At 53.3% G+C, this 15,672-nt stretch carries 12 protein-coding genes; all 12 read right to left on the bottom strand.

Annotated elements, in window-relative coordinates; translation table 11 throughout:
- Window positions 1-115 precede the first annotated feature (115 nt).
- Window positions 116-1,768, bottom strand: coding sequence for a hypothetical protein (locus tag CVU60_08015; GenBank protein ID PKN42155.1), 1,653 nt, complete (start codon window positions 1,766-1,768; stop codon window positions 116-118).
- Window positions 1,769-2,004: 236 nt separating this feature from the next.
- Window positions 2,005-4,293 (bottom strand): hypothetical protein, encoded by a 2,289-nt coding sequence (locus CVU60_08010; GenBank protein PKN42154.1) that lies wholly within the window; start codon window positions 4,291-4,293, stop codon window positions 2,005-2,007.
- A complete protein-coding gene (locus CVU60_08005; protein ID PKN42153.1) occupies window positions 4,281-5,489 on the bottom strand; it encodes a hypothetical protein in 1,209 nt (402 codons plus the stop codon). Before CVU60_08005 ends, CVU60_08010 begins: the two co-directional genes overlap by 13 nt.
- Window positions 5,489-6,808, bottom strand: coding sequence for a hypothetical protein (locus CVU60_08000; protein ID PKN42152.1), 1,320 nt, complete (start codon window positions 6,806-6,808; stop codon window positions 5,489-5,491). Before CVU60_08000 ends, CVU60_08005 begins: the two co-directional genes overlap by 1 nt.
- Entirely contained in the window at window positions 6,802-7,920 is a 1,119-nt protein-coding gene (locus tag CVU60_07995) for a glycosyl transferase family 1 (GenBank protein PKN42151.1), read from the bottom strand. Before CVU60_07995 ends, CVU60_08000 begins: the two co-directional genes overlap by 7 nt.
- Window positions 7,917-8,489: a transferase gene (locus CVU60_07990; GenBank protein PKN42150.1), complete on the bottom strand. Its 573-nt coding sequence runs from the start codon at window positions 8,487-8,489 to the stop codon at window positions 7,917-7,919. Before CVU60_07990 ends, CVU60_07995 begins: the two co-directional genes overlap by 4 nt.
- 58 nt (window positions 8,490-8,547) lie before the next feature.
- Window positions 8,548-9,345 (bottom strand): acetyltransferase, encoded by a 798-nt coding sequence (locus tag CVU60_07985; protein PKN42149.1) that lies wholly within the window; start codon window positions 9,343-9,345, stop codon window positions 8,548-8,550.
- Window position 9,346: 1 nt separating this feature from the next.
- Window positions 9,347-10,477, bottom strand: a complete 1,131-nt coding sequence (locus tag CVU60_07980) for a glycosyltransferase family 1 protein (protein ID PKN42148.1) — start codon at window positions 10,475-10,477, stop codon at window positions 9,347-9,349.
- Complete coding sequence (locus CVU60_07975; protein PKN42147.1) at window positions 10,474-11,652, bottom strand: glycosyltransferase family 1 protein; 1,179 nt, start codon at window positions 11,650-11,652, stop codon at window positions 10,474-10,476. The genes CVU60_07980 and CVU60_07975 overlap by 4 nt, the downstream gene beginning before the upstream one ends.
- 55 nt (window positions 11,653-11,707) lie before the next feature.
- The gene (locus CVU60_07970; GenBank protein ID PKN42146.1) at window positions 11,708-13,195 is read right to left on the bottom strand and encodes a polysaccharide biosynthesis protein; all 1,488 of its coding nucleotides are present in this window, start codon (window positions 13,193-13,195) and stop codon (window positions 11,708-11,710) included.
- Between the two features lie 2 nt (window positions 13,196-13,197).
- Window positions 13,198-14,445 carry a hypothetical protein gene (locus tag CVU60_07965; GenBank protein PKN42145.1) on the bottom strand — a complete coding sequence of 416 codons (1,248 nt, stop codon included), beginning with the start codon at window positions 14,443-14,445 and terminating at the stop codon, window positions 13,198-13,200.
- A gap of 48 nt (window positions 14,446-14,493) precedes the next feature.
- Window positions 14,494-15,672 carry a hypothetical protein gene (locus CVU60_07960; protein ID PKN42144.1) on the bottom strand — a complete coding sequence of 393 codons (1,179 nt, stop codon included), beginning with the start codon at window positions 15,670-15,672 and terminating at the stop codon, window positions 14,494-14,496.

Genomic DNA, 15,672 nt, shown 5'->3' with positions numbered 1-15,672 from the left:
TATCAGAACAAGAGAAAGCACTCTAAATGTCGAGTCCCATCCTCCAGTCCATAAAACTTTCTTAACTTCACTCATTTCTACCTCTAACTAATTTAAAAACTTAATATTTAAGCACTTACCAAAATTTTACCCATCTATTTTTTACGAGTTTTAGAATTATCTCTATAGTAAAAATCTTGCTGAAAATATGGCCGCTTTTGTCTTCATCAAGTAATTTCATCAATTTTTTTTCTGAAACATATTTTGATATTTGAAGCTCAGAAGTTTTAAAAAAAGCATCAATCCATGTTTTACAGTCTTTGTTGAGCCATTGCTCCCAATCTTCGAGCGGGACATGATTCATCTCCTTGTTCCACGCATTGCAAACTTTATGATAGGCACGGTACAGGAAATGAAAAAAACCTCCGGCCAAAACAAATTCTGGCCGCGCACTGACAATGGGAATTTTTGCAAGATGCGGAGCTTTTTTGGTCAACAAATAGGATTGCATGACCATTTCGCGGCGTGATCCGCGTGTATGCTCGGGCAGGAACTGGGAATAATTCAGCATGCTCAATTCCGAAGCAAAACCATACTCAATAATTTTTGTATCATATGCAGGAACACGCCACGTGGTGAAGTTGTCTGCAATTTTCATTTCACCGCCGAAATATCTCGCTCCAATCATGTACAAACTATATAAAAAATGATGCGCACTCGACGTAAAACTTCCAAATTTATTTTCAAGAAAACAGTTAGTCTCTTCAATATGATCAGAAAAATATTCAAGATTTCCTTCAAAAATATCACGCCATGCACCGCTTTGAAATTTTGACGATTTGCCTTCAAAGAGGTTGTACACATCCGGAGATGTCAAAGGATGCCACCCTGCATGTCCCCGGAGCGCTCCCAAGGCAACACCGCTCAACGTAAGAGGATATTTCGTCCCGTTTTGGGTTATCAAACGATACACGTGCAGCAACGTTGCCCGCTTCACGCCTTGCGTTCCGGAAGACACGTAAACCGTATCCAACATAAGCTGCGGCAAGCCGCTTACGAATTCCTGATCGAACAAAACTTCCTTGTGCAACGTTCCGGCCCTGCGAGCCACTTTTGCCGCACGAAGCAGATCCGATGTACCGGGAATCCCGTACGTGTAGGTGGTCAGGGGTGCGCCATCCGGCTTGAAAGCCAGGACCGTCCTCGCATCCCAACCGGCAGTGATGGGACAGGCCATTTCCTTGCCTTCGTAATAAAGCGGAAATCTTTCCGAAAAGACGTCCAAGGCGGTTTCCAAGGCTTTTTTCTTTTTGAGAAGAGGCGTATGCACCTTGAATTCCGGAGCATATTCAAAAGTTTTATGTTCAATCGGGCCGTGCAAAGAAAATTTCATCACGGTTCCAGCAGACGCTCTGGTCACACCTTTTAAAACACTTACGTTTGACACAGGAAAGTTATAATACAAAAGCTCCCATATCCACTTCTCGTTGATATCAAAAGCATCCAGCTTACAAAACGAAGACATTTCAGAACCTACGTACAATTTATCTGAAACAATTCCCCAATATATGGAATATTGACTTCTTCTGTCTGTAACTACAAAAACATCATTTTTAGTATTATTTACAGCTATTATCCCGTACATACCTTCAAATTTGGAAAGCTCATAAAATGACTCTTTATTCAGCGCTTTAGTTATTATTTCTACATGGTTTGCAGGGATATCAACAATATCACCTATTATGAATATTTTCCATTTCAAGTTATCAAGGAAAGTTGAATATTTCATTTCCGGAGAAGGAGTTTGACCAATTCTGATGCGAAAATTCTTGCCGATAAAACTCGATAATGTCCGCGTCCGACAAGGATTCAACGTTTCATCAATATCTGAAAAAAGATGATCCTGATTCAAGCATCCTTCATCGCTACCAAAGCAGCTAAAAAATGAGGACATAAGCACCTCGTTTTATACATGCATCAATTTTCAGTCCCGCTCTTTCATGCAAGCTCATGTCTTATCCACCCTCATTCCGGAAGATGCGGACCTTCAAACACGCCCTGTCCAAAGGTCGTGACAATGATTCGTGTCATGTCCGCAGGATCGAAATTGATGCTTTGCACCGTTGCGGCAGGAAACTGGGCATAGTGCCGCCATGTCGCCCCGCCATCCTGACTGAAGAGCAAGCCGTTCCTGGAAGTGCCGGCATAAACCAGCCGGGAATCTTGAGGGTGAAGGGCCACAGCCATTGTTTGCTCATAGCTGCCCCCTCCGCCCGCGTCATGGATCATCTCATCGGTCAGGACATGCGCCCAGGAGCCCCCACCATCGACCGTCTTGTATATGCCCCCCTGCATCCAGTGACCTTCCGAGGACCCGGCCGAGACGTACATCACATCCTCGTCCTCAGGATCCAGAGCGAAGTTCGTGGCCCACCAGACAAGATCGACCCCATTGCTGATCGACGTCCATGTACCGCCGCCATCCGTCGACTTCCAGACGCCGCCCGGAGCCGTGAAATAATCCTTCTTGGATCGTAGCCCCGTGATGAGACAGTACAGATTCCCGCTCTCCGGATGCATGCGCAGCCTGTAGACGTGCAGATTGGGCGCGATACCCGGGCCCGGAGAGATTTTTGCCCACGAAATTCCCCCGTCAACGGACTTGTACACTCCCGCGTCGTCATCATCGCCCTCCCCGTACACACCGGCATAAAGGGTTCGCCGGCCAGGAGGCGACTTGGGATCCAGAACCACGGTGGTGCAGACCTGCTTGGGCAACCCGGATGAACTCCCCGGCCTGTAAGGAACCTGCCAGCTCACGCCGCCGTCCGTTGATTTGACCACCCCGCCCTGATGCCCCCGATATCCCGATTTCGTCACCGACAGATTGGAATGGTGAGGAATGTCGTGCCGGGCGCTCACCGCCGCATAGAGCACATCCGGCACATCCGGATCGATGGCCAGATCATAGAACGTGTTTCTCCAGGGCGACCCCTGGCCCGCCCATTGCCAGCTTGCCCCGTTGTCGGGCGATCTGGCGAAGCCGATGTCCGTATAGGTGATGTAGTGCCTGGAAGGATGATGGGGGTCGAAATGATACCCCCAGGCGCTAGTCACCTCCAGCCCGATGCTCCCGTAATGCAGCGCATGCGGGCCCTGACCATGAAAGACCTCCCGGGCCATGCGAGGATGCCATGACTCTCCACCGTCCTGTGTGCGGTAAAGTTCGCCCTGCGTGACAAGAAATGCCTCATCGGGTCTTCGAGGATTAACGGCAAAGCCCTTGGGCGAGATCAGATAGCTCCATTTCAGGGAATCCTGAATCCAGGAGGGAGCCACATTCGCCTTCCAGGCATATTTCCGGGCGAAGTCGGCCATCCTGAAGCTCGGACTCCAGCTTCGGCCTCCGTCAACGGAACGCAGCAGATTGATGTTGACGTTTGATCCGGTCTGGGCGGCATACGCGACCGTGGTCTGCCCAGGCGCCATGACAAGATGATTTTCACCCCGATACGGCGAATGAGCGAGAGTCCAGGTCGAACCCTGATCCGTAGAGCGGATGATACCGAACTTTTGCAGGCTGGCCACCATGAGCGAAGCTTCTCCCGACATCGCACCCGCAAACGCCACGGCCGGATGCCCCGTGATTGTCCGCCCATCGACGACCACTGGAGACGTTGTCCACGTCAAGCCCCGGTCCCGGCTTCGGGCCACACCATCCGGGGACGCCATGGCACAGAGGACCTCGCCAAGGATGACGGTCTCGGTGGTTTGCCCTTCCAGAACCTTTTTCCAGGTCACGCAGCCATCCTCGGTGCGCCACAGTCCGCCAGTCGTGCTGACGAGAAGAACATCCGGCGAGCCGGGAACAGCCGTCAAATTCAGGATATCGGACTTTTCCCAGGGCATGCCCGTCACCTTCGACCACGAGCACCCCTTGTCCATGCTGACTCGCAGCGCGCTCTTCCCCGAGCGCCAATATATGCGATCATTGAAGAACACCGGGGGCGTGGAGAACTGCATGAAGCGAAACCCTTGGCTGTAATGAATCAGCTCCCACCGCTCGCCGCCGTCTTCCGAGCGGTATGCCCCGCCCATGTCGGTGACCAGGAACATGAGCCCCTCGTCGTATGGAGAGACGGAGATGATGTACATTCCGCCGCCGCCGCCAATCCCCCTCGGAGAGAACACGCCCGTATTCACCGCAGCAAACGATGCCGGCGCGAACATGCCCATGATGGCGAGCACGGCCCAGAACAACAGGCCATACGCTCCGCGTCCGCCCAGCTTTCTCACGGCGATTATTCGTGACATGATTCGTTCCTCACCCGCCCAAGCATGGCGATCTTCATTTTTTCCCAGTTTTCGACCGCGAGTTTCCCTCCTCCCCGTAGCAGCCGAGCCAAGCGGTTTCCGCCCCGAACCTCCTCCAGGAACAGCGGCAGCAGCCATGGACCGAGATAGCGAAACCCCATGCGCCCCTCGACCCCCGGAGGCCCCACGCGGGAAAAGCGGAAGCACCCCTGCGCATCCAGTGCCGCCGGCCGGAGCCGTTCGCGGGACCCGACGGTGGTGCCGGCATAATATTCGGCTGCCGCGTCAAACACTTCCGCAGTGTACCCGCCCCCTGGCCAGCAGAAGAAATCGATCTTCTTGCCCAGGTTGTCTTCAAGAATGGCTTTTGACTCCGCAAGCTCACGACGCACCCGCAGCATGAATTCGTCATGCGTCTCGAACCCGTTTTGCGTATAGGTATTTACCAGTTCACCGGCCTTGGCGTGCAATGCGTCTCTCCAATCCGGCCGCTCGAAAAACGACCGACCCTGTGCGGCCGTAAATTCGCGCAGCGCCTGCCCAACGCGCGCATCGGGATGAAAAATCGGGCCGTCCATGGATTTGACATGCTCATACACCGGCTCGCCCCAGACGCCGGGATCGGATTTGAAATTCAGATAGCGCCATTTGTCGGCGGGTGCCGCGTTCCAGTCCATCCAGTAGTGCGCATCGCCCGGGTGGCGAAAATCCACGATCCCCGGCCCGACGGGATACCAGGTGTGCGTGATCCCGTGGGACTGGATCTCCATGACCCCGCTCTGTTCCAGGGCGCGCATCTCGCTCCAGGACAGGAAGCCCGCGCCCGGCAAACGGGCACTGTCCGGACGTAGCGGATCAAACTGGGGCCGTGGTTCGCTCGCGGGATCGACGAAATCGGTTGAAACGAAAATCGTGGCGCAAAAACCGTGTTTTTTGAGCAACGGCGCTGCAAAGACCCAATTATCCAGATACCCGTCGTCAAAAGTCAGGGACACAACCCGCTCCTGGCCAAGGCGTCCGGACAGGGCGATATCCATGTACTCGCGCAGAAAAACCGACCGATAGCCGAAGCGCCGCAACGCGCTAAGCTGGGCGTCGAAGAGCTGCCACGGAACCGTGAGAAAACTCCAGGCCCAGCGCCCGTCGGGCACACCCACGGTGTGAAACATGACGGAACTTGTTGCAGGACGGGACATTACTGCACCTCACAGACGATATACCTGTGTTTGCCACCGATTGTACGTGGAATTTCATCTACAAAACGGACACGCAGCCGGATTTCGCCCCCGTGATCATTGGCGACGCCTTGCGGCAAGGCCTTGAGCTGCTCCGTGGACGTTTCACTGATGCCCTCCTTGCATTTGACGAAAAGTTCCACTTCTCCGGGGACGGACTGCCTGAACTGAAATGAAAGAACACCTTCTATCCCTTTGATGATCTTGACAAAATACGCGCCGTGAACCTTGCCGCCACCAGCGGCAAACATGAAGTCATAGATGCGGCCGATATCCATGCGGACAAGAGGAAAGCCCCGGCCGCAGGGACAGCTTTGGGAGAGCGGAGCCGCATAATCGCCGATCTCGTAGCGCAGAAGCGGCATGGTCCGATTGGTGAGGCCGGTCACGACCAGGCGCTTCAATTCCGAACCCTCCTCGGGCAGGAACTCGACATAGGCCGAATGCGTCAACAGGTGCATGCCTCCGTGCTCGCACTCCACGGCGATGCACGGCACCTCCCTGCTCCCGTACTGGTCGTGAACCCGGCAACCAAAGGCTTGCTCGATGAGGGCGCGCTGATGGTCATGGAGCTTTTCAGCCGAAGTCATGACCGCGCACACGCTCGAAGGCGTGAATCCGCCGGCCTGAATGTGCGCGGCCAAGTCACTGAGAACGGAGACATAGCCGTACACGAAGACCCTGCGAAAACGCGCGAGGACTTCAAGCCAGTCGTCCATCTCCCTGCGCCCGTAGCGATAGGCGCTCAGGGTCATGGAGCCGGAGAGCCATTGCTTCAGATTCACTGACGGCCGTGCAGATCCCGTGTCCCTCGGATTGCCCCAGATGTTGACGATCATGTCGGAGGGCTTCCACCCAGCGAACGACAGCCCGAGCATGAAGCTGCCCTGCATGGCGTCGAACACGTCCATGTCCTGATAAAATCTGACAGGTTCTCCAGTGGACCCTCCGGTGGCGTTGTCCACACGGCGTGATGCGTCCGATTCGGTGGACAGCATGCGCGGGAGGCTGTCGCGCAGCTCCTGCTTGGAAAGAACCGGCAGGCCGGCAAAATCTTCAAACGTCCGGATATCCTTCGCCCTGAGGCCGCGCCCACGGAAGAGTTCCTGATAGAACGGCACTGTTTCGGCGGCATGATGGACCAGACGGACAAGCCTGGCCAACTGCAACCGCCGCAATTCCTCCTCAGGCAACCGTTGCAGGGCGATGCCTTCGCGCATCAGCGCATAGCGTCTGCTTCCGCGCAGGGAGTGCATTGCCTGGCGCAACAGACCTACCATGATCGCCTCCCCGCCTCCGCATACAGCTGGAAATAACGCTCCACCATCCGCTCATGCCCGTATTGCCCATGAATCAGGGCCCTGCCTCGCGCCGCCATTTCCGCCCGCGCGGCAGGGTTTTCAAGCATCCACGCCAGCCCTCCCGCCAGGGCCGGAACGTCCAGAGGAGCTACGACCCTGGCCGTCACACCGTCCTGCACCACCTCGCCGATCCCGCCGACGTCGGTGGAGAGCACCGGCAAGCCAGCGGCCATGGCCTCCAGGACCGAGATCGGCATGCCCTCGCGCATGGAGGACAAGACAAAGACGTCCATGAGGCCAAGCAGGGCTGGCACGTCCCGGCGCATGCCCGTCAGCCGGACAAAGTCGCCAAGATCAAGCCCGTCGACCAGGGCTTCGATGTCCGGTCTGGTCTCGCCATCGCCCACCAGCAAGAGACGGGCGCCGGGATATCTGCGCCGGACCGCGTCAAAGGCCCGCAGTAGGCCGGGGTGATCCTTGGCTTCGCTGAACCGGGCCACATTCCCGAACACCGTGATATCCGGACCGCCCCAGTTCTCGGGCAAGAGCCCGCGCGTATCAGGGCTTTGCTCAACCCGCGTGAAACGACCCAGATCCACCCCGTTAGGGATGACCTGAATCCTGCGTGCATTGATGCCTACGCGCTCGACCATGAAGGACTTCAGATTCTCCGAGACGCAGGTGACCGCGTGCAGAAACGGCGCGCAGAGGCGCACCATGCGCCGCAGCATGGGCTGCTGTTCGAGGGAGTGCTTGGCGTGCTCGGTGTACACGACGCGCACACCGGCCATGAACGCCGCAGGAAGCACGAATGAAAGAAGGTAGCCGGCCTGTACGTGCGCCACGTCGACCTTCTCACGGCGCAGCACGCCCGCAAGAGCCTTCCAGACCGCAAAACGGCGGGGGGAATTCGACAAGAGCGCATGCCAGGGCAATCCCCGAGACTCGATGGCCGGGATCAGCGCGCCGGTGCCGCGCACCAGTCCGCACACCGAACCTCGCACGTCCGCCTTCTCCAGAATGGTCAAGGCCAGGCTCTCGGCCCCTCCGGGAGCCAGGGAGACAATGCACTGCATCACATGGGGCTTCATGGGCGCTCTCCGATGACCTTGGCGGGAACGCCGGCAGCGATGCTGTACGGGGGAACCGGTTTGGTCACCACGCTGCCGGCCGCGATGACGCAGCCCTCGCCCAAGTCGGCCATGATAATGGCACCGTTGCCGACCCAACAGTCCCGCCCGATGGTGATGGGCTGGAACTCGCCACCCTGTAGCCGGATCGGTATGTCCCGGGAATCAAAGCGGTGCTGGTTCTTTCCGCCGGTTATCATGACGTAGGTTCCGATCATGCAGTCCGCCCCGATATGGCATCTGCCTATATTGGCACCCGTGCTGAAGTCCGTGTTGTTGCCGATTGTGATATCCGGTGACGAGAACGTCGTCAGAAATCCAACCGCACAGCTTTGCGGAAAATCATTCATCGCAATATGATAAAATCCGCCGCGAATATAAGAACCAAAAAAACCTGGAAAAAGAGACAAGAACTGCGACATGCTTATGAATGCAGCGCTTTTTCCTATAACAAAAGATCCTATACGATATATCACATACGGAATTATCGCGATAATAAGAAAAACTGCATGGAACAACTTCTTTACCATATGTCACCAACCCATAACTATGTGTGCAAGCGGCCAATATAATTCTGAAAAATTCATACTATATGACAACTGCGCCCTGTTGCTCTTTCCATATCCGGAATCGATCTTCCCCAAAATGTTCTTTGAGTTCTTCGGAAATGGGGAGTTTAGCCACAATGCGGCCCGGATTCCCCGCAACAAGGCAGAACGGAGGAATTTCGCCCGCCACATGCGCGCCGACCTTGGCCACGACCCCGTCGCCAAGACGTGCGCCGGGATAAAGACAGCTCCCGGCACCAAGCAGACACAGATCGCCCACGCTCACCGGCTTGACGCTCGTCCGCGAAGGGCTTCCGCCTCCGGAAGACATCCTGGCGGCTGCATTTGCGATGGGATGTCCGGAGTTATCCATGACGATGCGGCATCCAATCAGGCTCCAGCTGCCAATGACAACACTTTTGGCAACCATGAACCGGGATCGTGGTGAAATGTACGTGTTATCTCCAATCCTGAGTTCAGGATCGTCAAATATCTTGAGGCCTGCCAAGCTGACATTATCGAAGATCGTAACATTTGATCCTATATAGATATTCAGATTCCCGCCAATACGAGTAATTCCATTTCCTCCATAATACATCTTAAAGCCAGGACCGACCTCTTTGCACATCGATTTGAACATAGGCTCATAATAAACGACACGCCAGAAATCATGCCACACTGAAGTCCGAAACGCCCATTCATTATACAAAAATTTATGCACTCCAGGGATTACAGGCACCGATAATCCATAAAATTTCTTTGCAATATCATAGAGCTTTGAATGAAATGGAGTCTCACGGCGTCTGATCGCCAGTTTGAATTCAGAAAAATTACGCATTTTATTTTCCTTCAATAGTTCGTGCCAAGAGGATTTGCTTATAGAGCGCCAGCAAGCGATCCACTCTGACCGTTGGTGAAAAATTTTCAAGCACGCGACGCCTCCCCGCTTCCCCCATGGCCAGCATTCGGCTCGACGATGTCAGCATGCGAATGAGCGCCAAAGCCAAGGCCTCGGCATCACCCGCCCTGACCATGAAGCCCGTCTCGCCTTCAACCACGACCTCGGGCACACCGCCCACCCGACTCGCAACCACCGGCTTTGCGAACATCATGGCTTCCAGGGCCACATTGGGCATCCCCTCGCTCAAAGAAGGCATGGCCACCAGGTCCATGGCCCGGTAATAATCGCCCAAGCCCGAAACATGGCCCGTAAAAAAAACAGCACCCGCGAGGCCACGTCTGGCGGCCTCGACCTCCAACATGGCCCGATCCTGGCCATCACCCAAAAAAACGCCCACGGCATTGGGCACGCTCCGGCGAGTCTGAACCAGGGCCTTAAGAAAAAAAATCTGCCCTTTCTCCGGGCTCAATCGTCCAACCACCCCAACAACCAGTGCCTCGCCGGGAATGCCCAATTCCTGCCGTACATCACGCCCACTGAAATCATTGCGTTCAGCCGGATCTACGGCGTTGGGGATAATCGTCATCTTGCGTTGCGCGATTCCCGGCAGTCGTTTGCCCAGCGCTTCGGAAACAGCGACAACTCGTGTTGCCAGAGTCACCAGGCCCATTTCAACAATCCGATAACAATGCATTTTCATGTTTTCTGAAGTCCAGCCGTGAACAAAAGCAATCCACGGAAGCCGCATGCGCCTCCTTAAGAGAGCGCACAGCACGTGACTTTTATATCCGTGCGACTGCAATATTTGGCAGCCTTCACTTTTTACGATGCCCTGCGCCTGATCAACCAAGTCCAGATCAAATTTTTTAGTCTGGCGAAGCTCGGCAACATTGGCTCCCGACAGCCGCATGACTCGCGCAAACTCCGATTCGGAACCTGACTCGGCGACAAAATCCGCGATGACAGGATCACAAAGCTCAAAACCCCCCGATCTCAGAAATTGAAGCAATCCCTTTCCCGGCCCGCCCAAATTGGAGGTGGCCAAACTGATGAATATGCGGGGTCTCATTTGACGCCCAACCCGGCTTGAGATTTTGTCAAAAGAGCCTCTTCAATCCAGTCGGAGACCATCTGCGCCTTGTCCGTCCACGCATCCCCTTTCAAACAGGCAAGCCTGGCCACAGGGTCCACAACATCAGACAACGCCTTGTCCACTTCACTCGCAAAATCTTCCGGACTGGCCGCAATACGCAGGTGCTCCTTAAAACGGAAAACTTCCGCCATGGCCGTGGTCACAACCGGCTTGCCGGTCGCCAGGTACTCTCTTAGCTTCAGGGGATTTGCAGTATTCGTGTGCTGATTCACCACGTAGGGAATTATGGCCACATCAAAGGCCGAAGCGTATTGCGGCAAATCCTCATAGGGCACGGCAGGCAACCAACGAAAATTCGGTCTCGATTCCAGTGTGCCAAGATCGATACGTTTTGTACCAATGAGCACTACAGTCCAATCAAGACGCCAATCGAGCAGCATGCGAATGATTTCCAGATCCAGATGAGAGTCAATAAGTCCGTAGAAGCCAATTATGGGACCAGGAATATCGGCCAAAGAAAGTACCCGTTGCCGCTTAACTGTTTTCGTGAAAAAATGATCGACATCAACACCATGCGTTAACAGGAGCGTACTATTGTTAACACTTTTTTTTGTCGAATAAAGTTCATCAGAAACAGCCATGACAATATCAGCTTCTTCCAAAAGCCTCTTTTCAAATTCCATAACCAAGTCCGGCAAATTCATACCAGGCCATACTGTAAAATCATCAACGCAATAATACGAAACAAGACACTCATCAAAGTATCCAATATACTCAGAAGCATTTGGAACCGTCGCAAAAAATATTGGATCATGCATACCCCATTCAGCCATGGCTTTTTTGACTGAACGGACTACACTCCATTTATTGAAATTTCGAACAGGATACACGTTACTGAAAGGAACCATGACCGGCGAAACAACACGCAGATTATCCGGAAGACTTTCTTGCGGCGGATTTGAAGTCCAAGACGAGATTTTTCCGGCAGCCCTTTTCACATCATAAAGACAGAGGCGGGGCAGACGCATGCCTATGGTGTTAACCCACAGCACCCTGTTGCAGGGCAGAAAATGCTGCATGATGTGCTGACAACTGAACGGATGCCGCCCCCAGTCGTCGGAAAAAACCAGAAAATCCCTGTCCTTGATCATACGGAACTCCATGCGCTCTCAAATGATGGAGGCGGGACCGCCAAGGATATGCGCTTCATGTTCGCGCCGCGTCCCCGAACCCGACCAGTCTGCGATCCAGACGAAAGAGCCCGTATTGCACCACAATGACTACCAATCCCTGCATGACCGACATTGCAAACAAGGAGAGATATCCCGTTCCCATGTAATCCCTGACCAAAATCCAGAAAATCCATTGAGGCAATACATGCGTCAGCGCAACGCATCCGATCAACTGTAAATAATTTAAAAAAGGCAACCCAGCTTGACGAAACGCATAATAAGGCAAAAGATATGCGCGAAAAATAAACGCGCAGAAAAAAAAAGACCACCCAACACCGATAATTCCCCAGTACATCATGGAAAACATTGAAGCCAAGACAACGCATATTCCCTCGCCTATATTGCATATAGCCGTTATTCTATGTTGGGAAATGCCCATGAGAAATTCTTGTGCGGGAATTATGCTTGTGGAAAATATTGAGCCAAGCGCCATGGGCACAAGAACAAGCTGTACGTCCCGAAACTCGGGACCAAGCCACAGATCGACAAACTCTCCCCCGTAAAAAACAAGACAAAGCCCTACATAGGCCGAAACCCGATAACTGAGCCACAGCGCGCCCAGCATGGATTGCCGAATCCCATCGTGATCATGCTTGGCCTGAAGACGGCTGAAGTGGGGAATGAATATGCCAAAGGCGCTGCGAATAAGATTGGTGAAATAGGTTATCAGCTGTGTTGCGATCGAGAACACCGCAACTCCTTCCGCGCCGATGGTTTTGACGATGATGTATGGCTGCGACCTGAAGCGCATGGCCTGTCCCAACTGGGCCACCAGGGAGGTCAGCCCGAATCGGAAAAGTTCTCCTCCAAGTCGCCAATCGACATGCCTGAACCTGATGCTGGCCGAAAAGCCGCGCCGGGCGAAAATCCAGTAGACAATCCCTTCAAAAAGAAAACCCGCTCCGTTGACGACGGACAGAAAAAGCAGACCGTTTTCCCCTGAAATCCAGATCAGAACCGAAAGACTCACAACCACGTTCTTGACCATGGAAATAAGAGCCAGAAGGGTCCAGCGCATCTCGGCCGCCAGCACCCCGTTCCAGGTTCGAAAAAGAAAAAGCAGGGAAAATGTGCCCGCGTAGATGGCGAAATACGTCTGAACTTGTGCGAAATCAGTTCCCTGCGGAATATGATCCCTGCCTAAATAAAGCAGTGCAATAGTAATAACGAGTGACAAAAGGCATGATACGATGTTCAACGCAATCCCGGTGGAACAAATGCGATTTATTTCCTTCTGATCTTCTCGGGCAATGGCAGCTGCCACAAATTTTGAAACAGCCTGGGAAAGCCCGAAATCAAGCAGCAGATAGTTGGCCACTGTGGCGCTGATCAACGCCCAGACACCGTAGGCGGCCTGGCCTATGGCATTTATTATGACCGGCGTCACAAACAGGGCAAAGACTATCCCCACCCCGAAGGACACCAGGCGCAACGTGGAGTTGCGTACGAGATACTGCACCATTCTCACAGGCGCACCTTCTGCTGCCGCACCTGCAGCGCACTCTGCGGAGGATACCTGAGCTGAACGCTCGAGCGGGCTTTTTGCGGAACAGGCGCGCCGCTTGATTCGACATGATGGAAATGCATGACCGCGGCCAAGCCGAGCAGATAGTACAGCGTCGAAGAATACCCCGCAGAAATGAAGAAGCTCGCCGTCCCAAAGCCGACAATCCCGACCTTCAAGGCAATCCAGCGGGCACGCGCGCCGGCGTGTTCATCCTCCTCGACGTGCCTCGTGATCATCTGCCAGGCGCTGCAAAGCATGGCCAGATACAGGATGAACCCGGGGATTCCGAGTTCCGCGGCAAACTGAAGATAGGTATTGTGCGCTGTGAGCCCGATCTTGCCATCAAGCAGAAAGTGCGCCGTTCCGAACATCCCGATACCCACCCCAAGCACCGGATTGTCGGCCACGATCTTCAGGCCGTTTTTCCAAATCTGCACGCGGCCGGACCTGCCCTCAAGATTGTAATCGGCGGCCTCACCCTCCGCGGTCAGGCTCGCAAAACGATCCCACAACGACTGCTCGGCGGTCGCCACCACAACCAGACCGGCCGCACAGACAAGCCCGATGGCCAGGAGCCTGAACTTTTTGGCGGTCAGGACGAAATACAGGGCCTGAACGCCAATCGCGACGATCGCACCGCGCGAACCGGTCAGGACAAGTCCGAGCAGGACCATGGCGCCCAGCCCCAGATAGAAACCGCGCCGGATCATGTTCCCGTTCATGGCCTCGGCCAGAACAACAGGCATGAACGTGACAAACAGGAGTGCGATGTCGTTCGGGTCGTACGTAAAGCCGGCGGACATCCTTCCGGCGCCCGTGCTCATGATCATTACCGCAGCCAGCAAAGAGACGCCGTAAATGAGCGCCGCCCTGTATTGATCCAGCCGCCCGGCTGCTGAAAGCAGCGCCAGACAGCCAGCAAAAAAGAGGATTCTGCTGAAAGAGAGCAGGCTGTTCAAAGCCCCGGTACCCCAGACGCTGAAAGGAACGCTCGCCATTGCCATGATGAACAGCAGGAACAGAAAGTGTGCAAACGGCACACTGTTCTTCAGTTTTCCCAAAAGTCCTTTCGGCAGGAAAAACAAAGAAAGAAAGCCCAATGCAAACGCAACTTTTCCAAGATGCAGAGGAATCAGAAAAGTGAATAATTCCGGCATGCGAGCCATCACTACAAGAACTATTATAAAAATTACGATTGTATGCATACAGCCTCTTAAATTGAAAAGGAGAACTCAAACAAAGTTAATCATCACCTATAAGTAGCTAATAATTCTAAATCGCTTATACTTACGCTTAATATTCAAATAGTATTTGCTTATTGGATAAATACAAATAAGTGCAATAAGCGCTATAAAATGACTTGAAGTCAAGCTAAAATAAATATTCTTTGATATTGGCCAATACATGTAATTTAAAATTGTCGACAATCCAACAGCGATAATCTTACATAAAGGAAGATGTACTATATATATAAAAAGAGATGTCGACCCAATGGTTATCAAAAAAAGACATCTCAACGAAAAATAATCAATCAAAAACAAAAACAAAAAAATTGTCCCGAGCGTTACAAGGGAAAAATACAAGGAAGGCGGGTATTTCAAAATATTTACAAAGGATGCCACCGTCTTCCATGTTTCAGGATATTCCTGCCATACAGACTGATACCCGTAGACATTTGCACCGCGCAGCACCAGGAACACAAAAAAAAGGGACAACCCCAGGAACAGGAACACATTTCTTCTTTCCTTAGGGGGCAAGTGAAACAAATGGCCTGTCGCATAACCTAAAAGCATCATTCCAAACCATGGAATGACTGGAAACCGATTAAATATCGATGTTCCACCAATAAATTCAAAAATATCGGCAGTCATAAAGACCCGCCAAAGAACATACTCTTCGCCATTGAATCCAAACACGGCGGGAAGTCCATGTCCGACCAGAATCGCAATGCTCAGAAAAACAAGCACGTTGCGGGGAAGATTTGAAAAAAATGATAGCAGTATCATGGACATCCCGATACTCCAAAGCACATCAAGAGACGCCGCATACTCCGAAGTGAGTAACTGCATGACAGTCCTCACCAACTGCAGCGCAATCAACAGCAATCCTCTGGGGATCAGGAAGCTGCCCAACGATCTTTTGACCCCGCCCTTGTAGCTCCACAGATAGGCACCAACACCGGCCAGAAACAGAAAAATGGGCGCCCCGCTGTGCGTGAACCAACGATTGAAGAAAATGAAGACCGTGGTCGCATCGATGTTCAGCATGGCCAGCGGGAGCGGCGAGGCCGAACCCATGACCGCGGCCGCTTCGTAGGAGAGATAGTCGTAGCTGTGCCCCACGATCATGAGCACGATGGCAATGCCCCGCACCATGTCGACGGACTCTATGCGTGAAGAAGCGGGTGCCTGAGCGCTGACGGATTCGGCCAT

The organism is Deltaproteobacteria bacterium HGW-Deltaproteobacteria-18 (assembly GCA_002841885.1).
Lineage (GTDB): Bacteria > Desulfobacterota > Desulfovibrionia > Desulfovibrionales > Desulfomicrobiaceae > Desulfomicrobium.
The sequence above is the reverse complement of the archived record's forward strand: the minus strand, read 5'-3'. Positions and strand labels throughout refer to the sequence as shown.

Excerpts from the sequence above, each read along its gene's own strand:
- CVU60_07970 (PKN42146.1), bottom strand. The coding sequence starts at position 13,195 with ATGGTGCAGTATCTCGTACGCAACTCCACGTTGCGCCTGGTGTCCTTC.
- CVU60_08010 (PKN42154.1), bottom strand. The coding sequence starts at position 4,293 with ATGTCACGAATAATCGCCGTGAGAAAGCTGGGCGGACGCGGAGCGTAT.
- CVU60_07980 (PKN42148.1), bottom strand. The coding sequence starts at position 10,477 with ATGAGACCCCGCATATTCATCAGTTTGGCCACCTCCAATTTGGGCGGG.
- CVU60_08005 (PKN42153.1), bottom strand. The coding sequence starts at position 5,489 with ATGTCCCGTCCTGCAACAAGTTCCGTCATGTTTCACACCGTGGGTGTG.
- CVU60_07985 (PKN42149.1), bottom strand. The coding sequence starts at position 9,345 with ATGCGTAATTTTTCTGAATTCAAACTGGCGATCAGACGCCGTGAGACT.
- CVU60_07965 (PKN42145.1), bottom strand. The coding sequence starts at position 14,445 with ATGCATACAATCGTAATTTTTATAATAGTTCTTGTAGTGATGGCTCGC.
- CVU60_07960 (PKN42144.1), bottom strand. The coding sequence starts at position 15,672 with ATGGCCGAATCCGTCAGCGCTCAGGCACCCGCTTCTTCACGCATAGAG.
- CVU60_07975 (PKN42147.1), bottom strand. The coding sequence starts at position 11,652 with ATGATCAAGGACAGGGATTTTCTGGTTTTTTCCGACGACTGGGGGCGG.
- CVU60_08000 (PKN42152.1), bottom strand. The coding sequence starts at position 6,808 with ATGGTAGGTCTGTTGCGCCAGGCAATGCACTCCCTGCGCGGAAGCAGA.
- CVU60_07995 (PKN42151.1), bottom strand. The coding sequence starts at position 7,920 with ATGAAGCCCCATGTGATGCAGTGCATTGTCTCCCTGGCTCCCGGAGGG.
- CVU60_07990 (PKN42150.1), bottom strand. The coding sequence starts at position 8,489 with ATGGTAAAGAAGTTGTTCCATGCAGTTTTTCTTATTATCGCGATAATT.
- CVU60_08015 (PKN42155.1), bottom strand. The coding sequence starts at position 1,768 with ATGAAATATTCAACTTTCCTTGATAACTTGAAATGGAAAATATTCATA.